Origin of the sequence: Aggregatibacter aphrophilus ATCC 33389 (assembly GCF_900636915.1) — a bacterium.
GTDB classification, from domain to species: Bacteria; Pseudomonadota; Gammaproteobacteria; order Enterobacterales; family Pasteurellaceae; genus Aggregatibacter; species Aggregatibacter aphrophilus.
Genome location: NZ_LR134327.1, coordinates 337,703 through 358,839, shown reverse-complemented (window position 1 = coordinate 358,839; position 21,137 = coordinate 337,703). Strand labels below are relative to the sequence as shown.

Below are 21,137 nucleotides of genomic sequence, written 5' to 3'. Positions count from 1 at the left end.
AAGTTAAACAAAGCATTTTAATTTGAGCTACCCACTCAAGAAGTAAGGTTCATAGTGCGGTCATCTAAAAACGGTATCTAATACATTGTCACCAATATTTGCCCAAATTATTGCGTGTTGATTGTGGGTCACTGAACAGCAAGCAGAGGAACCCTATGGTTTACTCCTATACCGAGAAAAAACGAATTCGTAAAGACTTCGGCAAACGTCCGCAAGTTTTAAATATTCCTTATTTATTAACAATTCAGATTGATTCTTTTGAAAAATTTATTCAAAGAGATCCTGATGGTCAACAAGGCTTAGAAGCCGCTTTCCGCTCTGTATTCCCGATTGTCAGTACAAACGGAAATACTGAATTACAATATGTCAGCTATCAATTAGGCGAGCCGGTGTTTGATGTACGTGAATGCCAAATTCGTGGTACCACCTATGCAGCACCTTTACGAGTAAAACTACGCTTAGTTAGTTACGACAAAGATGCCGCACCGGGCACCATCAAAGATATTAAAGAACAAGAAGTTTATATGGGTGAAATCCCATTGATGACTGATAACGGTACTTTCGTTATTAATGGTACCGAGCGTGTTATCGTGTCTCAATTACACCGCAGTCCGGGTGTATTCTTTGATAGCGACAAAGGTAAAACTCATTCTTCAGGTAAAGTGCTGTATAACGCACGTATTATTCCTTACCGCGGTTCATGGTTGGATTTTGAGTTTGATCCGAAAGATAATTTATATGCACGTATCGACCGCCGTCGTAAATTACCGGCAACCATTATTTTACGTGCGCTAGGCTATACTACCGAACAAATCTTAGATCTTTTCTTTGATAAAATTTCCTTTGAAATCAAAGATAACAAATTATTAATGACCTTAGTACCGGAGCGTTTGCGTGGTGAAACCGCCGCGTTTGATATTGAGGCTAAAGGTAAGGTTTATGTTGAGCGTGGCCGTCGTATTACTGCACGTCATATTAAAGCCTTGGAAAAAGACAAAGTTACCCAAGTTGAAGTGCCGACTGAATATATTGTAGGCAAAGTTGCTGCGAAAGATTATGTGGATCTAGCAACCGGAGAATTAGTTTGCCCGGCAAATATGGAGCTTTCTCTTGAGTTATTGGCAAAATTAGCACAAGCCGGTTATACACAAATTGAGACTTTATTTACCAATGATCTTGATTATGGTCCGTATATTTCCGAAACCTTACGTGTAGATCCTTCTAATGACCGCCTAAGTGCGTTAGTGGAAATCTATCGCATGATGCGTCCGGGTGAACCACCGACAAAAGAAGCCGCAGAAGCATTATTTGACAACCTGTTCTTCTCTTCCGATCGTTATGATTTGTCTGCTGTAGGTAGAATGAAATTTAACCGCTCTTTAGGTATTGAAGAAGCCACCGGTAACGGTACGTTAAGTAATGAAGATATCGTCAGTGTGATGAAGAAACTGATTGATATTCGTAATGGTCGCGGTGAAGTGGATGATATTGACCACTTAGGTAACCGTCGTATCCGTTCTGTGGGTGAAATGGCAGAGAACCAGTTCCGTATTGGCTTGGTACGTGTTGAACGTGCGGTGAAAGAGCGTTTATCTTTAGGTGATTTAGATGCCATCACACCACAAGATTTAATTAACGCAAAACCAATTTCTGCTGCGGTGAAAGAATTCTTTGGTTCATCTCAGTTATCTCAATTCATGGACCAAAACAACCCGTTATCAGAAGTCACACACAAACGTCGTATTTCTGCATTGGGTCCGGGCGGTTTAACCCGTGAACGTGCAGGTTTTGAGGTGCGTGACGTACATGCTACCCACTATGGTCGCGTGTGTCCGATTGAAACGCCTGAAGGGCCAAACATCGGTTTGATTAACTCCCTTTCCGTTTATGCGCGTACTAACGACTACGGCTTCTTAGAAACTCCGTACCGTAAAGTAGTAAATGGTCAGGTGACTGAAGAAATCGAATATTTGTCTGCCATTGAAGAAGGCAAATACGTTATCGCACAGGCGAACTCCAATCTTGATGATGATTTCCGCTTTACCGATGCCTTTGTAACCTGTCGTGGTGAACATGGTGAATCCGGCTTATATAAACCGGAAGAAATTCACTATATGGACGTTTCTACCCAACAAGTGGTTTCCGTAGCGGCGGCATTGATTCCGTTCCTGGAGCATGACGATGCGAACCGTGCTTTGATGGGGGCGAACATGCAACGTCAAGCCGTGCCGACATTGCGTGCGGACAAACCGTTAGTCGGTACAGGTATCGAAAAATCGGTTGCCCTTGACTCCGGTGTGGCGGTTGTGGCAAAACGCGGCGGTACTATTCAATATGTAGATGCTTCCCGCATCGTGGTGAAAGTCAATGAAGACGAAACTGTCGCGGGCGAAGCCGGTATTGATATTTATAACCTCATTAAATATACCCGTTCGAACCAAAATACCTGTATTAACCAAATTCCTTGCGTGGAATTGGGCGATCCGGTGGAACGCGGTGAAATCTTGGCAGACGGTCCTTCCACCGATTTAGGTGAATTGGCGTTAGGTCAAAATATTCGCGTAGCTTTCATGCCGTGGAACGGTTATAACTTCGAAGACTCCATGTTAGTCTCCGAACGTGTGGTTCAACAAGATCGCTTCACCACGATTCACATCCAAGAGCTGTCTTGTGTGGCGCGTGATACCAAATTAGGCGCGGAAGAAATTACCGCAGATATTCCTAACGTCGGTGAAGCCGCACTAAGTAAATTGGACGAATCTGGTATCGTGTATATCGGTGCGGAAGTGAAAGGCGGCGATATTCTGGTAGGTAAAGTGACACCGAAAGGTGAAACCCAATTAACGCCGGAAGAAAAATTATTGCGTGCGATCTTCGGTGAAAAAGCCTCCGATGTGAAAGACTCTTCTCTACGCGTACCAAACAGCGTTTCCGGTACCGTTATTGACGTACAAGTGTTTACCCGTGATGGCGTAGAAAAAGACAAACGTGCGTTAGAAATTGAAGAAATGCAGTTAAAACAAGCGAAAAAAGACTTGAGCGAAGAGTTTGAGATCTTAGAAGCCGGCTTGTTTATGCGTGTCCGCAACCTATTGTTGTCCGGCGGTTTCGATGCGAAATCCTTAGATAAATTAGACCGCACTAAATGGTTGGAGCAAACCTTAGATAACGAGGAAAAACAGCACCAATTAGAGCAGTTAGCGGAACAACACGAAGAATTACGCAAAGAATTTGAACGTAAATTAGAAGTTCAACGCAACAAGATTATCCAAGGCGACGATTTGGCACCGGGCGTGTTGAAAGTCGTTAAAGTGTACTTGGCGGTGAAACGTCAAATTCAACCGGGTGATAAAATGGCGGGTCGTCACGGTAACAAAGGGGTTATCTCCAAAATTAACCCTGTGGAAGACATGCCATACGATGAAAACGGTCAACCTGTTGAAATTGTATTGAACCCGCTGGGCGTTCCGTCCCGTATGAATATCGGTCAAATCTTAGAAACTCACTTAGGTTTGGCGGCAAAAGGTATCGGTGATCAAATTAACGCGATGATTAAACAACAACAATCTATTGCGAAATTGCGTGAATACATGCAAAAAGCCTATGACCTTGGCGGCGGTTCACAAAAAGTGGATCTCAGCACCTTTACTGACGAAGAAGTGATGCGTTTAGCACAAAACTTGCGTAAAGGTTTGCCGATTGCGACACCGGTATTTGACGGTGCCCATGAAAAAGAAATTAAAGGCTTATTAGAGCTTGGTGGTTTACCGACTTCCGGTCAAATTACCCTTTATGATGGTCGTACAGGTGAGAAATTCGAGCGTCCGGTAACTGTAGGTTACATGTATATGCTCAAATTGAACCACTTGGTTGATGACAAAATGCACGCGCGTTCAACCGGTTCTTATAGTCTTGTTACTCAACAACCGTTGGGTGGTAAGGCGCAATTCGGTGGTCAACGTTTCGGTGAGATGGAGGTTTGGGCACTTGAAGCTTATGGTGCTGCTTATACCTTACAAGAAATGTTAACCGTGAAATCCGATGATGTGAACGGTCGTACGAAGATGTATAAAAACATCGTCAGCGGCAACCAACACATGGATCCGGGCACACCGGAATCTTTCAACGTAATTATGAAAGAAATCCGTTCACTTGGTATCAACATCGACTTGGACGAAGAATAAGTCAGGGTATTGACCCCCTATTGAGCCCAAGTGTGGTCGATTTTAAAAACGTTTTGAAAAACGACCGTACTTGAATAAGTTTAACTCCGACAGGAGCAAATCTGTGAAAGACTTAGTTAAGTTTTTAAAAGCACAATCAAAAACCGCTGAAGATTTTGATGTGATTAAAATCGGTTTAGCCTCACCTGACATGATCCGTTCTTGGTCATACGGTGAAGTTAAAAAGCCTGAAACAATCAACTATCGTACCTTTAAACCGGAACGTGACGGTCTTTTCTGTGCCCGTATCTTCGGACCGGTAAAAGATTACGAATGTTTGTGCGGTAAGTACAAACGCTTAAAACACCGTGGTGTGATTTGTGAAAAATGTGGCGTTGAAGTCACTCAAACTAAAGTTCGTCGTGAACGTATGGGGCATATCGAATTAGCTTCACCGGTGGCGCACATTTGGTTCTTAAAATCCCTGCCGTCCCGTATCGGTTTATTGTTAGATATGCCTTTGCGTGATATTGAACGCGTGCTGTATTTTGAATCTTACATTGTGATCGAACCGGGTATGACCGATCTTGAGCGTGGTCAGTTGTTAACCGAAGAACAATATCTTGACGCGGAAGACCGTTGGCAAGATGAGTTCGATGCCAAAATGGGTGCGGAAGCCATTCAAGCCTTATTGCGCGGTATCGATTTGGAAGCGGAATGCGAAAATTTACGTGAAGAATTACAAGAAACCAATTCCGAAACCAAACGTAAGAAAATCACTAAGCGCTTAAAATTATTAGAAGCCTTCTTACAGTCCGGCAACAAACCGGAATGGATGGTGATGACCGTATTACCGGTGCTTCCACCGGATTTACGTCCGTTAGTGCCGTTAGACGGTGGTCGTTTTGCAACTTCCGACTTGAACGATTTATATCGTCGTGTAATCAACCGTAACAACCGTTTAAAACGTTTATTGGATTTAATCGCACCGGATATTATTGTGCGTAACGAAAAACGTATGTTACAAGAATCCGTTGATGCATTGTTAGATAACGGTCGTCGCGGTCGTGCTATCACCGGTTCTAACCGTCGTCCGTTAAAATCATTGGCGGATATGATTAAAGGTAAACAAGGTCGTTTCCGTCAAAACTTGTTGGGTAAACGTGTTGACTACTCAGGTCGTTCCGTAATCACAGTAGGCCCATACTTACACTTACATCAATGCGGTTTGCCGAAGAAAATGGCGTTGGAATTATTCCGTCCGTTTATCTATGCAAAATTAGAAAGCCGTGGTTATGCAACGACGATTAAAGCTGCGAAGAAAATGGTGGAGCGTGAAGATGCGATCGTTTGGGATATCTTGGCTGAAGTCATTCGCGAACATCCGATTCTGTTGAACCGTGCGCCAACATTGCACCGTTTGGGTATTCAAGCGTTTGAACCGATCTTAATCGAAGGTAAAGCGATTCAATTACACCCACTTGTTTGTGCGGCGTTCAATGCGGACTTCGACGGTGACCAAATGGCGGTACACGTACCGTTAACCTTGGAAGCGCAATTAGAAGCGCGTGCGTTAATGATGTCTACGAACAACATTCTTTCTCCGGCAAACGGTGATCCGATTATTGTTCCGTCACAAGACGTGGTGTTAGGTCTTTACTATATGACCCGTGAAAAAGTGAACGGTAAAGGTGAAGGCATGTTATTGCAAGACCCGCGCGAAGCAGAAAAAGCCTATCGTACCGGTCAAGCAGAATTACATTCTCGTGTGAAAGTTCGTATTACTGAGTATGTGAAAAACGAAGCCGGTGAGTTTGAATCAAAAACCACATTAACAGATACGACTATCGGTCGTGCCATTTTATGGATGATCGCACCGAAAGGTATGCCGTTTAGCTTGTTTAACCAAACACTGGGCAAAAAGGCGATTTCTAAGTTAATTAACGAAAGCTATCGTCGTTTAGGCTTGAAAGCCAGTGTCATGTTTGCTGACCACATTATGTATACCGGTTTTGCTTATGCTGCACGTTCCGGTTCTTCCGTTGGTATCGACGATATGGTCATTCCGGCGAAAAAATACGAAATTATTTCTGCAGCGGAAGAAGAAGTTGCTGAAATTCAGGAGCAATTCCAATCCGGTCTTGTGACTGCCGGCGAACGTTATAACAAAGTGATCGATATTTGGGCTGCCGCCAACGAACGTGTGGCGAAAGCTATGATGGAAAACCTTTCTACGGAAGAAGTGATTAACCGTGAAGGTAAACCGGAAAAACAAGCGTCCTTCAACAGTATCTTTATGATGGCAGATTCCGGTGCGCGTGGTTCTGCAGCACAGATTCGTCAGTTAGCGGGGATGCGTGGCTTGATGGCACGTCCGGACGGTTCCATTATCGAAACCCCGATTACGGCAAACTTCCGTGAAGGTTTAAATGTTTTACAATACTTTATTTCCACCCACGGTGCGCGTAAAGGTTTGGCGGATACCGCGTTGAAAACAGCGAACTCCGGTTATTTAACTCGTCGCTTGGTTGACGTAGCGCAAGACCTCGTTATCGTAGAAGACGACTGTGGTACACACGAAGGTATCGTGATGACCCCGTTAATTGAGGGTGGCGATGAAAAAGTGCCTCTACGCGAACAAGTTTTAGGTCGTGTCGTTGCTGAAGACATCTTAAAACCGGGGACGGAAGAAGTATTAATTCCACGCAATACCTTATTAGATGAAAAATTGTGTGATGTATTAGACGAAAATTCTGTGGACAGTGTGAAAGTCCGTTCTGTTGTAACCTGTAATACCGACTTTGGTGTGTGTGCGAAATGTTACGGTCGTGATTTAGCGCGCGGTCACCTGATTAACCAAGGTGAAGCCGTGGGTGTTATTGCGGCACAATCTATCGGTGAACCGGGAACACAGTTAACCATGCGTACGTTCCACATCGGTGGTGCGGCATCTGCAGCAGCCAAAGAGTCTAGCGTACAAGTGAAAAACAACGGTACATTGCGTTTGGCCAATGCGAAATTTGTAACTAACAATGAAGGCAAATTGGTGTTAACTTCTCGTAATACCGAATTAACCATTGTGGATACCTTCGGTCGTACCAAAGAACACTATAAAGTGCCTTACGGTGCGATCTTAAACAAAGGCGATCAGCAAGATGTGAATGCCGGCGAAACTATCGCTAACTGGGATCCGCATACCATGCCGGTTATCTCTGAAGTGGGCGGTTTCGTGAAATTCGTGGATATCGTGGACGGCTTAACCGTTACCCGTCAAACCGACGAATTAACCGGTCTTTCTTCCGTTGTGGTACAAGACGTGGGTGAACGTGCGACAGCCGGTAAAGACTTACGTCCGGCGATTAAACTGGTTGATGATAAAGGTAACGATATTGTCGTGCCGGGTACCGATGTTGTAGCGCAATACTTCTTACCAAGTAAAGCTATCGTGACCCTAGATGACGGCGCAGAAGTGCATATCGGTGATCCATTAGCACGTATTCCGCAAGAATCCGTAGGAACGAAAGATATTACCGGTGGTCTTCCACGCGTGGCAGACTTGTTTGAAGCACGTAAACCGAAAGAGCCGGCCATTTTGGCAGAAATCTCCGGTATCGTGTCCTTCGGTAAAGAAACCAAAGGTAAACGTCGCTTATTGATTACTCCGACGGAAGGTGAAGTGTACGAAGAAATGATTCCGAAATGGCGTCAATTGAACGTATTCGAAGGTGAAATGGTAGATCGTGGTGATTTAATCTCCGACGGTGCGGAAACGCCACATGACATCTTACGTTTACGTGGTGTACACGCAGTAACCGAATATATCGTTAATGAAGTCCAAGAAGTTTACCGCTTACAAGGGGTAAAAATTAACGATAAACACATCGAAGTTATTGTACGCCAAATGTTGCGTAAAGCGATTGTCACCAAAGCTTATGACTCCGAATTCCTTGAAGGGGAACAAGTGGAAGTGGCTCGCGTGAAAATCGTTAACCGTAAACGTGAAGCGGAAGGCAAACCACCGGTGGAATATGAACGTGAATTATTGGGTATTACCAAAGCGTCCTTGGCAACCGAGTCCTTCATCTCTGCGGCATCCTTCCAAGAAACCACACGTGTGTTAACGGAAGCGGCAGTAGCAGGTAAACGCGATGAATTACGCGGCTTGAAAGAAAACGTCATTGTGGGTCGTTTGATCCCGGCGGGTACCGGTTTTGCGTATCACCAAAATCGTCATAAAAATCCAACCGTGATTTCCGAAGAAGAGGTGCCGGTAAGATTATCGGCAGCGGATGAAGAAGAGATTGCTTCCGAATTCGTCATGACTTCTGATGAAGCATCGGCAAATTTGGCTGAAATGCTGAATATGGTAGAAGACGACGATCACGCAGAATAATTTATTCTCGTCACTTAAAACCCGGGCTCATGCTCGGGTTTTTGTTTATACGCAATAATCTGATTTTGCATGGGGTTTTATTCGCTAAATTGAAAAATACCCTCTATAATGACCGCACTTTTCATGCAATGAGATAACGTAGTCAAACATAGCTGAGATTACAATCATTGCGTTTGTCGAAATATAAGTAATTTCAGCGACTAACAACATAAGACTAGAGGTTTGACAAGTTCACCAAGCTTCTTATGTTGTCGCCTAAGAGCAAAAGTGCGGTCGTTTTTTGCGGCGTTTTTCAACCAACTAAACAGGTGTTCATATGCAACCGATTAAACCCGAAGACATGGGGTTTTGGTTATTTACACAAGGCTCAAGCATTCATTTAAACCATGGTAAGTTGCCTTTTGGAAAGGCGGTCGATTTAGGTTTAAATGGTTTAAATGCGCTGAAAATTGGCGAGTGGCAACAACAGCCGTTTTATTTGATTGAAAATCAAACGGAAGATACCCGCGATTACTTTTCCTTACGTGAGCAGCTAGGCGAACCGCAGGACTATTTCAATTTATTGTGCCGAGGCGTGGAACTCAACCATTTCTATCAAACCCATCAATTTTGTGGCAAGTGCGGTGGAAAAAACGAACAAATGTCAGATGAGTGGGCGGTGAGATGTCATGCTTGTGGCTTTCGTACTTATCCTGTGATTTGTCCGTCGATCATCGTTGCCGTGCGCCGTGGAAGACAGATTTTATTGGCAAATCATATGCGGCATAAAGGCGGCATATACACCACCCTAGCAGGTTTTGTGGAAGCCGGTGAAACTTTTGAAGAGACGGTGCGGCGGGAGGTTTACGAAGAAACGCATATTCACGTGCAAAATTTGCGTTACTTTGGTAGCCAACCTTGGGCGTTTCCCAATTCACAAATGGTTGGTTTTTTAGCAGATTACGCAGGTGGTGAGATTCAAATTCAGCCTGAAGAAATTCATGACGCGCAATGGTTTGATTATGACGAGCCTCTGCCCGAGTTGCCGCCACATGGCACTATTGCACGTAAACTAATTGAAGCGACACTGGAATTGTGTCAACAACATCATGATAACTAGAGGTTTTATGACCACATTAAAAAATGATCGCTATTTAAAAGCCCTTTTACGCCAACCTGTAGATATGACGCCTGTTTGGATGATGCGTCAAGCGGGTCGATATTTGCCGGAATACAAAGCCACTCGTGCGCAAGCCGGTGATTTTATGTCTTTATGCCGCAATGCGGATTTAGCCTGTGAAGTCACCTTGCAACCGTTGCGTCGTTATGATTTGGATGCCGCTATTTTATTTTCCGATATTTTAACGATTCCCGATGCCATGGGCTTGGGGTTGAGCTTTGGCGCAGGTGAAGGTCCTAAATTTGAACGGGTCATTGACAGCAAAAGTGCGGTGGAAAATTTGCCCGTTCCTGATCCGGAGCAGGAGCTACAATATGTGATGAATGCGGTGCGCACGATTCGCCGTGAACTAAATGGTGAAGTGCCACTTATCGGCTTTTCCGGTAGCCCGTGGACATTGGCCACTTATATGGTGGAAGGCGGTTCTTCTAAAGCCTTTACGAAAATTAAAAAAATGCTGTATAGCGAACCGCACTTATTACACGCCTTGTTAGATAAACTGGCAGACAGCGTGATTCTTTACTTAAATGCGCAAATTAAAGCCGGTGCCCAGGCGGTCATGGTGTTTGATACGTGGGGTGGCGTGTTGGCACATCGTGAGTATCCGGAGTTTTCCTTGCGTTATATGCACAAAATCGTGGACGGTTTGATTCGTGAGCATGATGGTCGTCGCGTGCCGGTAACTTTGTTTACCAAAGGCGGTGGGTTATGGTTAGAAGCCATTGCCGATACTGGTTGTGATGCAGTGGGCTTGGATTGGACGGTGGATGTCGCTGAGGCACGTCGCCGTATCGGGCATAAAGTGGCATTGCAAGGCAACATGGATCCGAGCGTGTTATATGCGCCTGCCGGCCGAATTGAAGACGAAGTGCGGTCGATTTTGGCGGCATTTGGTGAAGGTAGCGGGCATGTATTTAATCTTGGTCATGGTATTCATCAGGATGTGCCGACGGAAAGTCCGAAAGTGTTGGTGGATGCGGTACACCAACTGTCCAAGTCTTATCATCTCTAAAGTGCGGTGAAAATATTATGCGAAATCCGATTCATAAACGTTTAGAAAATCTCGCCACTTGGCAGCATCTGACTTTTATGGCATGCCTATGTGAACGGATGTATCCCAATTATCATTTGTTCTGTCAAATTAGCGAACAACCGCAAAATGCGAAGGTGTATCACAATATTTTGAATTTGGTGTGGGAATACTTAACTGTGAAAGACACTAAAATCAATTTTGAAAACCAACTGGAAAAACTCGAAGATATTATTCCCGATGTTAATGATTACCGGTGTTATGGTGTTATTCCTGCTTTAGATGCGTGTGAAGGGCTTTCAGAAGTGTTACACACCATCATTGCGGGGGCATCATTGGAGCAAGCCGTAAAAGTTAGCCAACTTTCTTTAGGGACGGTTGCGGGTTATTTGGAAATGGAACAAGAGCGAGAATTGTCCGACACCGAATTGAAAGAATCGGATCTGATTCAGCAGGAATTGGACCTGCAATGGCAACTTTACCGTGTGCTGAATGAAGCGGAAAAACATAATGTAGCGCTGATTCAGGACTTAAAAAACGAGTTACGCGAAGAGAAAATCTCAAATATTTGTATAAAAATTGACCATTAGTGCGATATTTTCAGCAATTTTTGCAATTCCTGCTTTGCTTTAAGGCCAACTTAGATTAATCTTGGCACTGCACTGATTACAGTGATTATGGTCATTGAATAGATAATTACAGAATTATTTATTCCTCCACTGTTAAATTTTATTAAAAATAGAAGGTACTAATCTATGAACAAAACAGATTTAATTGATGCTATCGCAAGCTCAGCTGAATTAAATAAAAAACAAGCTAAAGCAGCTTTAGAAGCAACTTTAGAAGCTATCACCGGCAGCTTGAAAAAAGGTGAAGCTGTACAATTAATCGGTTTCGGTACATTTAAAGTGAACGCGCGTAAAGCACGTACCGGTCGTAACCCACAAACCGGCGCAGAAATCAAAATCGCTGCATCTAAAGTTCCGGCATTCGTTTCTGGTAAAGCATTAAAAGACGCTGTTAAATAATTAGAGCCCTTATATTTAATGACTAAACCCTGTTTATCGTAAACAGGGTTTTTTGTTGTCTTTCTTTCTGTTTACATCTCCTTTAAATCCTTATAAACTTTCGAACCGAAATTTAATCTGAACTATTTATTGGTAAAAATGACTAAGCGTAATATTCAACCCCGTAATACCCAACAACGCCGTCATGGCATTATGCAATTATTGTTGGAACGCGGGGAAATCAGCGTAGAACAGCTTGTCCAGTTGTTTGATACATCGGAAGTCACTATTCGCAAGGACTTATCCGTATTAGAACGTAATGGCTTTCTGTTGCGTCGTTATGGTGGAGCAATTTTAATGCCACAAGAACTGATTGAGGATGAACAAGAAGATTTTCTTTCGGAACGAAAGTTGTCGATTGCAAAACGAGCGGCGGAACGTATTTTGGATCACAACCGTATTATTATCGATAGTGGTACCACAACAGCTGCTTTGATTAAGCAGCTGAATCATAAACAAGGCCTAGTGGTGATGACTAATTCCATGTACGTGGCGAATGAACTTCGTTCCCTAGAAAACGAGCCGACCTTATTAATGACCGGCGGTACATGGGATAAGGCTTCAGAGTCTTTTCAAGGTAAAGTAGCGGAACAAGTATTGCGTTCTTATAACTTTGACCAGTTATTCATTGGTGCCGATGGTATTGATTTTGAACGTGGAACGACAACGTTTAACGAGTTAGTCGGGCTGAGCCAAGTGATGGCGGATGTGGCGCGCGAAGTGATCGTGATGGTGGAATCACAAAAAATCGGTCGCAAAATGCCGAATGTGGAATTAATGTGGCAGCAGATTGATGTGTTGATTACCGATAATCTGCTGTCGGAAGAGAATAAACGCCGTATTGAGGCGCATGGCGTGGATGTCATTTGCGCATAAAGTGCGGTGGTTTTTTTCAGTGTTTTTTAGTCTTATAAAGGAAATCTTATGTGTGGAATTGTCGGTGCGGTAGCACAACGTGATGTGGCAGAAATCTTAATTAACGGATTACACCGTCTTGAATATCGGGGTTATGACTCGGCAGGTTTGGCGGTTGTGGATGCACAGCACGAATTACAACGTGTACGTTGCTTAGGTAAAGTGAAAGAATTGGATGATGCGGTGGAAAAATCCCCTATTAGTGGCGGTACCGGTATCGCACACACCCGTTGGGCAACTCACGGTGCACCTTCCGAAGATAACGCGCACCCGCATGTTTCTGGCAATTTCGCAGTGGTGCATAACGGCATTATCGAAAATTATGAAGAATTACGTACCCTGTTAAAAGAACGCGGTTATGTGTTTACCTCTCAAACCGACACCGAGGTGATCGCACATTTGGTGGAATGGGAAATGCGTAGTACCGACAGCCTGTTGGACGCAGTACAAAAAGTAGTGAAACAGCTTACTGGCGCTTATGGTATGGTCGTGATGGATCGTATGCATCCCGAACATTTGGTTGCTGCTCGTTCCGGTAGTCCGCTGGTGATTGGCTTGGGTATCGGTGAGAATTTTCTTGCTTCTGACCAACTTGCGTTATTAAGCGTAACTCGTCGTTTTATTTATTTGGAAGAAGGCGATATTGCAGAAATTACTCGTCGATCCGTGGATATTTACGATCGTGACGGTAAGAAAGTAGAGCGTAGCATGCATGATTCCAACGCTGAAAATGATGCTGCGGAGAAAGGAAAATTCCGCCATTACATGCAGAAAGAAATTTACGAACAACCGACTGCACTAGTGAATACCATGCAAGGCCGTTTGACTCACGATAATTTAGTCATTCAATCCATTGGCAACGGCGCAAAAGACATTTTAGAGAAAGTGGAACACATTCAAATTGTCGCTTGTGGAACCTCTTACAATTCCGGCATGGTGTCGCGTTATTGGTTTGAAAGCTTGGCCGGTATCAGTTGTGATGTGGAAATCGCTTCCGAATTCCGTTATCGCAAATTTGTGACCCGCCCGAACAGTTTGTTGATTACGATTTCCCAATCCGGTGAAACCGCCGATACCTTGGCGGCGTTGCGCTTGGCAAAACAAAAAGGCTATATGGCAGCCATGACGATTTGTAACGTTGCCAGCTCTTCTTTGGTGCGCGAATCGGATTTAGCCTTCATGACCCGCGCAGGCGTGGAAATCGGCGTGGCATCTACCAAAGCCTTTACCACACAGTTGGCAGCGTTGTTAATGTTAGTGGTTGCCGTAGGCAAAGCGAAAGGCACACTTTCTGCCGAAAAAGAGCAGGAAATCGTGAAAGCCTTAGAAGCCTTGCCGGCAGAAATTGAAAAGGCCTTGGCATTCGATCAGCATATTGAAGATTTGGCAGAAGATTTTGCAGAGAAACATCATGCCTTATTCTTAGGGCGTGGTGAATTCTATCCGATTGCGATGGAAGCCTCATTGAAGTTAAAAGAAATTTCTTACATTCACGCAGAAGCCTATGCTGCCGGTGAATTGAAACACGGCCCGTTAGCATTAATCGATGCCGATATGCCGGTAATTGTGGTGGCGCCAAACAATGAATTGTTGGAAAAAATCAAATCCAACATTGAAGAAGTACGTGCCCGTGGCGGTCAGTTGTATGTTTTCGCCGATAAAGAAGCCGGCTTCAGCGAAGTGGAAGGCATGAAAATTATTACCATGCCGACGGTAAGCGAGATCACCGCGCCGATTTATTATACCGTGCCGATGCAATTATTGGCCTACCACATTGCCTTAATCAAAGGCACCGATGTGGATCAGCCTCGTAACTTGGCGAAAGCGGTAACAGTAGAATAATCTCTAAAAACGTTTGAAATTCTGACCGCACTTTGAATGAGAAAAGCAAAGTGCGGTCTTTTTTTACCTCAAATTTTAAATAATTCGATACCGTAAGAAACGATAAGATTTGCGGACTGTGGGGAATATCCACATGATGGCGGCTTTCAATAAACCGATACGTTTCCAAGCCGGAAAATCGAACATATATTTTGCCGACATGAGTTGCAGATTATTTGCCCAATGCTCCATTTCATGATCGTCATCACAACCGTAATCAAATTGGGCTCGCATATGTTTTATTACGTCATGATGTTTTTGCGAATTACGACTCATCCAAGTGCTACCGATATCAAAAGCGATTTCACCACCGCTAAAACGGGCGGCTAAGTCTTTAAACAGTTTTTTCACTTGCGCTTCATTGAAGTACATCAACACGCCTTCAATAACAAATAAAAACGAAGCGTGCGGGTATTGCGTTTGTAATGTATCCATCCAATCCGTTTCAAAGGCTGACGCGGGCAATAAAATTTCGTTTTCCGCCAGCGGCATCATTTGCTTGCGTAATGCAATGACATCAGGCAAATCCAGTTCATAAAAAGGCGTGTTTTTGCCGATATCACCGACACGCTCATGACGTGCGTCCAACCCGCAGCCGACCATCACGATAATTGGTTGTTGATGGCGTTGAATAAAGTCTTTAGTCACGTTATCCAAATATGTGGCGCGAATCGCCGAACCTACGGAACTGTGTACGGCGGTATCAAATTTACTGAAATCGTAATCGATTTGCGGTACTAGACGCAGAGCTGATTCGTCATGAATAATCGGATCGGGTTTTAATGATTCTTGATAACGCATATATAGCGGAATAAGTAGGGTTTCGCTGACCGCATCTTGAATTTGAAACATAGTTACTCCTTATGTTTATACTGCTTGTTTGCAGTGGAATAAAGCTATGGCGGGCAGTACGGCGTAAACTGCCGTCATGGAAAAGGGATTTCTCTTATTAATAGGCGTGATTATAGATGAGAATTATTCTTAATTAAAGACTGGATAATGAAGAGTGAAAAACATTAAAAAAATGACCGCACTTTTTAAGAGAATATTGTCAGTGAATATCAAAAAGTGCGGTTCATTTTTCGGATGAATTTTATTTTTTAAACGCGCCCAAAATCCCACGCATAATTTGTTTGGTGATTTGGTTGCGGATGTTGCGTCCCACGGATTTTGCTACGCCACTGACCAATTCTTCCGTCACAGTCAGTTGCTCGCCACGTTTTTTGGTACCGAAAATCATGCGGCTGAGACTACCCATAATGCCGTTTTCTTCTTCCTGCTTGGCTTGTTCAGCTTGTTTTTGCGCTACGGCGGCTAAATCCGCTTGTTGGTTTAACACCTCAAAAGCAGATTCGTTATCCACATAATCTTTATAGAAAGCGTATAAATCGTCGTCTTTCACCCAAGCGGTGCGTTGTTCGGCGGTAATAGGCGCTAATTGGCTTTTCGGTGGGAAAATATAAGCAATTTCCACCGGTGTCGGCATGCCTTTTTCATCTAAGAACGAGACTAATGCCTGACCTACGCCGAGTGTTGAAATGGTTTCAACCACGTTTATGTTCGGGTTGGAACGGAAGGTTTCCGCGGCCGATTTCACGGCCTTTTGATCGCGTGGCGTAAAGGCGCGCAAGGCGTGTTGTACGCGGTTGCCTAATTGACCTAGCACGGTATCCGGTAAGTCCAACGGGTTTTGGGTCACAAAATAAATGCCCACACCTTTGGAACGAATCAAACGCACGACCTGTTCTACTTTATCCACCAATACGCTTGGTGCACCGTCAAACAGTAAATGTGCTTCGTCAAAGAACATCACAAATTTCGGTTTGTCGGGGTCGCCCACTTCCGGCAATTGTTCAAACAATTCCGCCATTAACCAAAGCAAGAACGCACTGTACATACGTGGGGAGTTAATTAATTTTTCCGAATTAAGCACATTGATGACGCCGCGTCCGTCACGGGTTTGTAACCAATCATCTAAATTTAATGCAGGCTCGCCGAATAAATTTGTTGCACCTTCGTTTTCTAAGGTTAATAAGGCGCGTTGAATGGCGCCTACGCTGGCGGCAGACACGTTGCCGTATTCCACTTGGAAGGTTTTGGCATTTTCCGCCACATATTTCAGCATTGCGCGCAGGTCTTTTAGGTCGATAAGCAATAAGCCTTTGTCATCGGCAACGCGGAATACCAGGTTGAGCAAACCTTCTTGCGTCGCGTTGAGGTTTAATAAACGGGAGAGCAACAACGGCCCCATTTCGGAAATGGTGGTGCGTAGCGGAATGCCGGTTTCACCGAACACGTCCCAAAAGGATACAGGGTAACCACTCAAATAGCTTTCGCCGCCTAAATTGAATTGTTCAATACGCTCGGCGATTTTGCCTTGCATCGCACCCGGTTGCACTAAACCGGAAAGGTCGCCTTTCACATCCACTAAAAACACCGGTACTCCATCGTCACTAAAGGCTTCCGCCATTTTGCGTAACGTGACGGTTTTACCTGTGCCGGTGGCACCGGCGATTAAACCGTGGCGGTTCGCCATTTTCGCGGTAATACCAAGTTGTTGGTTTTGAGGGGTTTGGGCTAATAAATATTGCATTGTTATTGTTCCTAATGGATTGCGAATGAATTTTCCGCATGATATTTAAAAATAGAAGTGCGGTCAAAAAATAAGTTGTTTTTACGGTATAATTCTGCAGATTTCAGATAATAACGAGGAAAATGATGGCAAATGCAGAAATTTTGATCATTAAGGTCGGGCAAGTACAACAGCTGACTTTTGCTGACGGCTCAATATATGAAAGTGCTATTCGCAAGCAACCGGTAGATACGGTGAACATCCATGCGCTAGGGGCGGAAGGCAATGATGTGGGATTAAAAGCCCATCACGGCGGCGTGGATAAGGCGCTCTTTTTTATGTCGGAAGATTCTTTCCCGGCGTTAAATGCGTTATTAGATGAAAATTTTTCTTATCAGGGCACAGCGATTTACGGTGAGAATTTTGTGGTTTCCGAGTTGAACGAAGATTCCGTATGTGTGGGAGACCGTTTTCAAATTGGCACCGGCGTGGTGGAAGTGTCGCAACCGCGTAAGCCTTGTGAACGTTTATCGAAAAATACCGAAAATCAAAATACTCAACAGACCGTATATCGTTCCGGTTGGTCCGGTTGGTATGTGCGCGTGGTACAAGCGGGTGTAATTCATAAAGGCGATAAACTGCACTTGTTAAGCCGTCCGCATCCTGAATTTACCATTCGTCATTTGAACCGTTTATTGTCGGCACCCAATCATGCAGAGGAGCTTGAACAGGCCTTGGCTCTTGAGGTGTTGGCGCCGGCGTTCAAGCGTTCGTTAAATTCACAACTGATAAAATTACAAGAAAAACAGAGTTAAAAATGACCGCACTTTTAGATTCAAATTGCCCTTGTCAATCGCAGCAAACTTATCAAGATTGTTGCGGACGTTTTCACGCCAGTGAACAATTGCCACAGACCGCCGAGCAACTCATGCGTTCCCGCTATGCCGCTTATGTACTGAAAAATGTGCCTTATATTGTGGAAACCACCGTGCCAAGACAACAGGCGTTACTAAACGTACAGGCCATTCAAACTTGGGCAGAAAATACCCAATGGCTTGGTTTGCAGATTTTAAAGACGGAGACGTTGAGCAAGCTCCAAAGTGCGGTGGAATTTAACGCCGTTTTTCAAGGTGAGGAGGGGGAACAATCTCATCATGAACGTTCGATTTTTGTAAAAATTGACGGGCGTTGGTATTTTGTGGATCCAACGGTGCCGCTGCCGACGATGAAACAACCTTGTGTGTGCGGTTCTGGCAAAAAATTTAAGCATTGTTGCGGAGGCTTTTTATGATTGAGTGGAAAACGTTTTGTACGATCTTTTGGCAGCGTTTTAATCAGAATAAATTAACCCAAGCCGCCGGTTATTTGACTTACAGCACCATGCTTGCCATTGTGCCGTTAATTATGGTGGTATTTTCCATTTTCTCGGCATTTCCGGTGTTTAACGAAGTAACCGGTGCCTTGAAAGAGTTTATTTTCACCAATTTTGCTCCGTCGGCGAGTGATGTAGTAGGGCAATATATTGATGAGTTTGTGAATAATTCCAAGCAAATGAGCGCGGTGGGGATTATCAGTTTGATTGTGGTAGCATTAATGTTGATTAATTCTATTGACCGTACGCTAAACAGTATTTGGCATGACACTAGCACTCGTCCGATTTTTACTTCTTTCGCTATTTATTGGCTCATTCTCACCTTAGGCCCGCTGTTAGTTGGCACCAGTATTGCCGCCAGTGCCTATGTAAAAACCATGTTTGAAAATGCATCGGGATTTTCTTTTGGCTTGAAATTATTGAGCTTTGTGCCGTTTCTTTCTACGTGGTTTATCTTCACTGTGATTTATATGGTAGTGCCGAATAAAAAAGTCAGCATCAAACATTCTGCTGCCGGTGCGCTTATTGCTGCCGTGTTTTTCACGTTGGGTAAGCAGGCCTTTGCTTGGTATATCGTGACATTCCCGTCTTATCAGTTAATTTATGGTGCGATGGCCACTCTGCCGATTATGTTACTGTGGATTCAGTTAAGCTGGACGTTCGTGCTACTCGGCGCACAATTAGCAGCAGTGTTGGCGGAAGTGCGGTCGGAAAAAATGATAAATTTAGAACAAATAGAGGAAACAAAATGATCGCATTAATTCAACGGGTAACTCAGGCGAAAGTGGACGTCGAGGGCGAAGTGGTCGGGCAAATTGGTAAGGGTTTGTTGGTGCTATTAGGTGTGGAAAAGGATGATGATTGCCAGAAGGCGGATAAGCTTGCGGAAAAGGTACTCAATTATCGTATTTTCAGCGATGAAGATGACAAAATGAATTTGAATGTGCAACAAATTGGTGGCGAAGTGTTGGTGGTGTCGCAGTTTACCTTAGCTGCGGATACGCAAAAAGGGCTGCGTCCGAGTTTTTCTAAAGGCGCACCTCCTGCATTGGCCAATGCGCTTTATGATTACTTTGTACAAAAGTGCGGTGAGAAAATTAAGGTGGAAACGGGGAGATTTGCTGCGGATATGCAAGTAAGCTTAACTAATGACGGCCCAGTTACATTTTGGTTAAATAATTAAGGTTTGACCTGTATTTTTATGTGTTTTTTGTAGAAGTGGTCTTTATTTTCTGCTAAATTGAAAGTCCTTTCGTGATTAATAAAAATTTTTTATTCTTCGCATAAGTTTTTCTGTGCTTTATATTTCAAGTTGTCATGGAAAAATTACTATCAAAAAGAGGATATTCTATGAATTTTAATACCTATGAAACCCTTGCTCTAGCAGGTTTTGTTTTGTTGCTAGGCTATTTCTTAGTCAAACGTATTTCCTTCTTGAAAAATTATAATATTCCCGAGCCGGTTGTGGGCGGTTTCTTAGTTGCGCTTATTCTTACCGTTTTATATCAAGGGTGGGGTTTGTCTTTTACTTTCGATACGAACTTGCAGTTCACCATGATGCTGGTATTTTTTTCTTCCATCGGTTTAAGTGCCAACTTTGCTCGTTTGATAAAAGGTGGTAAGCCCTTAATTATTTTCGTGATTGCTGCAACATTATTAATTTCTGTACAGAATTTTGTTGGTGTTGGTGGTTCTGTATTATTTGGTATTGACCCTGCTTACGGGTTAATTGCCGGTTCAGTGACATTAACCGGTGGGCATGGTACTGGTGCAGCATGGGCAGGTAAACTAACAGAGTTATTCCACCTTGAAGGCGCCTTGGAATTAGCCATGGCTTGTGCAACCTTTGGTTTAGTCTCCGGTGGTATTATCGGTGGTCCGGTGGCACGCCATTTATTAGGGAAAATGAAACATGGCGAGAATCCGGAAAGTGATGATGTCGATGATGTACAAGAGGCTTTTGAGCATCCCACTTATCAGCGTAAGATTACAACTCGTTCTTTAATTGAAACCATCACTATGATGGTATGTTGTTTACTTATTGGTCAGTTCTTAGATATACAAACAAAAGGCACACTTATTGAGTTGCCGACGTTCGTATGGTGTTTATTTACCGGCGTGGTAATTCGTAACTTGTTAACCCATATTTTCAAATTTAATGTTGCCGATTCTGCTGTAGATGTATTAGGTAATGTGGGTCTATCTTTATTCTTGGCAATCGCATTGATGTCCTTAAAATTATGGCAATTAGCAGGTTTAGCGTTACCTGTGGTCGCTATTTTGGCTATTCAAGTGGTATTAATGGCTGCATTTGCGATTTATTTGACTTATCGCATAATGGGAAGAGATTATGATGCGGTGGTACTAAGTGCTGGTCACTGTGGTTTCGGTTTGGGGGCTACGCCAACGGCCGTGGCCAATATGCAAGCAATAACCAGCCGTTTTGGGCCTTCTCATAAAGCCTTCTTAATCGTGCCGATGGTTGGGGCGTTTTTCATTGATTTGGTAAATGCTGCTGTACTAAAAGTATTTATGGAAGTCGTAAAATACCTACATTGATCACCTGATACGAAAAACAAAGAACC

General features: G+C 43.8%; 15 protein-coding genes. 13 read left to right on the top strand and 2 right to left on the bottom strand.

Annotated elements, in window-relative coordinates; all coding sequences use genetic code 11:
- The first annotated feature begins 155 nt into the window (after nucleotides 1-155).
- From rpoB to glmS, 8 genes are all read left to right on the top strand, one after another.
- The gene (gene rpoB, locus EL144_RS01915) at nucleotides 156-4,184 is read left to right on the top strand and encodes a DNA-directed RNA polymerase subunit beta (protein WP_005703556.1); all 4,029 of its coding nucleotides are present in this window, start codon (nucleotides 156-158) and stop codon (nucleotides 4,182-4,184) included.
- A gap of 103 nt (nucleotides 4,185-4,287) precedes the next feature.
- On the top strand, nucleotides 4,288-8,556 hold the full coding sequence (rpoC, locus tag EL144_RS01910) for a DNA-directed RNA polymerase subunit beta' (protein WP_005703555.1): 4,269 nt from the start codon (nucleotides 4,288-4,290) through the stop codon (nucleotides 8,554-8,556).
- A gap of 316 nt (nucleotides 8,557-8,872) precedes the next feature.
- Nucleotides 8,873-9,655, top strand: a complete 783-nt coding sequence (nudC, locus tag EL144_RS01905; RefSeq protein WP_005703554.1) for an NAD(+) diphosphatase — start codon at nucleotides 8,873-8,875, stop codon at nucleotides 9,653-9,655.
- Nucleotides 9,656-9,662: 7 nt separating this feature from the next.
- The gene (hemE, locus tag EL144_RS01900; RefSeq protein WP_005703553.1) at nucleotides 9,663-10,727 is read left to right on the top strand and encodes a uroporphyrinogen decarboxylase; all 1,065 of its coding nucleotides are present in this window, start codon (nucleotides 9,663-9,665) and stop codon (nucleotides 10,725-10,727) included.
- A gap of 17 nt (nucleotides 10,728-10,744) precedes the next feature.
- Entirely contained in the window at nucleotides 10,745-11,335 is a 591-nt protein-coding gene (locus tag EL144_RS01895) for a YjaG family protein (protein WP_005703552.1), read from the top strand.
- Nucleotides 11,336-11,500: 165 nt separating this feature from the next.
- Nucleotides 11,501-11,773, top strand: a complete 273-nt coding sequence (locus EL144_RS01890; RefSeq protein ID WP_005702053.1) for an HU family DNA-binding protein — start codon at nucleotides 11,501-11,503, stop codon at nucleotides 11,771-11,773.
- 138 nt (nucleotides 11,774-11,911) lie between these two features.
- Nucleotides 11,912-12,688: a DeoR/GlpR family DNA-binding transcription regulator gene (locus EL144_RS01885; RefSeq protein WP_005703551.1), complete on the top strand. Its 777-nt coding sequence runs from the start codon at nucleotides 11,912-11,914 to the stop codon at nucleotides 12,686-12,688.
- A 48-nt stretch (nucleotides 12,689-12,736) separates the two neighbouring features.
- A complete protein-coding gene (glmS, locus tag EL144_RS01880) occupies nucleotides 12,737-14,569 on the top strand; it encodes a glutamine--fructose-6-phosphate transaminase (isomerizing) (RefSeq protein WP_005703549.1) in 1,833 nt (610 codons plus the stop codon).
- Between the two features lie 75 nt (nucleotides 14,570-14,644).
- Here the strand turns inward: glmS and EL144_RS01875 are convergent, their stop codons facing one another.
- Both EL144_RS01875 and EL144_RS01870 read right to left on the bottom strand, forming a co-directional pair.
- Nucleotides 14,645-15,460 (bottom strand): class I SAM-dependent methyltransferase, encoded by an 816-nt coding sequence (locus EL144_RS01875; RefSeq protein WP_005703548.1) that lies wholly within the window; start codon nucleotides 15,458-15,460, stop codon nucleotides 14,645-14,647.
- Between the two features lie 241 nt (nucleotides 15,461-15,701).
- On the bottom strand, nucleotides 15,702-17,201 hold the full coding sequence (locus EL144_RS01870) for a helicase HerA-like C-terminal domain-containing protein (RefSeq protein WP_005703547.1): 1,500 nt from the start codon (nucleotides 17,199-17,201) through the stop codon (nucleotides 15,702-15,704).
- A gap of 125 nt (nucleotides 17,202-17,326) precedes the next feature.
- On the opposite strand from EL144_RS01870, the gene EL144_RS01865 reads away from it, so the two are divergent.
- The 5 genes from EL144_RS01865 (at nucleotide 17,327) to gltS (ending at nucleotide 21,111) form a co-directional block, all read left to right on the top strand.
- Nucleotides 17,327-17,995, top strand: a complete 669-nt coding sequence (locus tag EL144_RS01865) for an MOSC domain-containing protein (protein WP_032995046.1) — start codon at nucleotides 17,327-17,329, stop codon at nucleotides 17,993-17,995.
- 2 nt (nucleotides 17,996-17,997) lie between these two features.
- Nucleotides 17,998-18,471, top strand: a complete 474-nt coding sequence (locus tag EL144_RS01860; protein ID WP_005703545.1) for a YchJ family protein — start codon at nucleotides 17,998-18,000, stop codon at nucleotides 18,469-18,471.
- The gene (locus tag EL144_RS01855) at nucleotides 18,468-19,304 is read left to right on the top strand and encodes a virulence factor BrkB family protein (protein ID WP_005702061.1); all 837 of its coding nucleotides are present in this window, start codon (nucleotides 18,468-18,470) and stop codon (nucleotides 19,302-19,304) included. The genes EL144_RS01860 and EL144_RS01855 overlap by 4 nt, the downstream gene beginning before the upstream one ends.
- Nucleotides 19,301-19,735 carry a D-aminoacyl-tRNA deacylase gene (dtd, locus tag EL144_RS01850; RefSeq protein WP_005702062.1) on the top strand — a complete coding sequence of 145 codons (435 nt, stop codon included), beginning with the start codon at nucleotides 19,301-19,303 and terminating at the stop codon, nucleotides 19,733-19,735. The genes EL144_RS01855 and dtd overlap by 4 nt, the downstream gene beginning before the upstream one ends.
- A 167-nt stretch (nucleotides 19,736-19,902) precedes the next feature.
- A complete protein-coding gene (gene gltS, locus EL144_RS01845; RefSeq protein WP_005702063.1) occupies nucleotides 19,903-21,111 on the top strand; it encodes a sodium/glutamate symporter in 1,209 nt (402 codons plus the stop codon).
- Nucleotides 21,112-21,137: the final 26 nt, after the last annotated feature.

Excerpts from the sequence above, each read along its gene's own strand:
- rpoB (WP_005703556.1), top strand. The coding sequence starts at position 156 with ATGGTTTACTCCTATACCGAGAAAAAACGAATTCGTAAAGACTTCGGC.
- nudC (WP_005703554.1), top strand. The coding sequence starts at position 8,873 with ATGCAACCGATTAAACCCGAAGACATGGGGTTTTGGTTATTTACACAA.
- hemE (WP_005703553.1), top strand. The coding sequence starts at position 9,663 with ATGACCACATTAAAAAATGATCGCTATTTAAAAGCCCTTTTACGCCAA.
- EL144_RS01895 (WP_005703552.1), top strand. The coding sequence starts at position 10,745 with ATGCGAAATCCGATTCATAAACGTTTAGAAAATCTCGCCACTTGGCAG.
- EL144_RS01890 (WP_005702053.1), top strand. The coding sequence starts at position 11,501 with ATGAACAAAACAGATTTAATTGATGCTATCGCAAGCTCAGCTGAATTA.
- EL144_RS01885 (WP_005703551.1), top strand. The coding sequence starts at position 11,912 with ATGACTAAGCGTAATATTCAACCCCGTAATACCCAACAACGCCGTCAT.
- glmS (WP_005703549.1), top strand. The coding sequence starts at position 12,737 with ATGTGTGGAATTGTCGGTGCGGTAGCACAACGTGATGTGGCAGAAATC.
- EL144_RS01875 (WP_005703548.1), bottom strand. The coding sequence starts at position 15,460 with ATGTTTCAAATTCAAGATGCGGTCAGCGAAACCCTACTTATTCCGCTA.
- EL144_RS01870 (WP_005703547.1), bottom strand. The coding sequence starts at position 17,201 with ATGCAATATTTATTAGCCCAAACCCCTCAAAACCAACAACTTGGTATT.
- EL144_RS01865 (WP_032995046.1), top strand. The coding sequence starts at position 17,327 with ATGGCAAATGCAGAAATTTTGATCATTAAGGTCGGGCAAGTACAACAG.
- EL144_RS01860 (WP_005703545.1), top strand. The coding sequence starts at position 17,998 with ATGACCGCACTTTTAGATTCAAATTGCCCTTGTCAATCGCAGCAAACT.
- EL144_RS01855 (WP_005702061.1), top strand. The coding sequence starts at position 18,468 with ATGATTGAGTGGAAAACGTTTTGTACGATCTTTTGGCAGCGTTTTAAT.
- dtd (WP_005702062.1), top strand. The coding sequence starts at position 19,301 with ATGATCGCATTAATTCAACGGGTAACTCAGGCGAAAGTGGACGTCGAG.
- gltS (WP_005702063.1), top strand. The coding sequence starts at position 19,903 with ATGAATTTTAATACCTATGAAACCCTTGCTCTAGCAGGTTTTGTTTTG.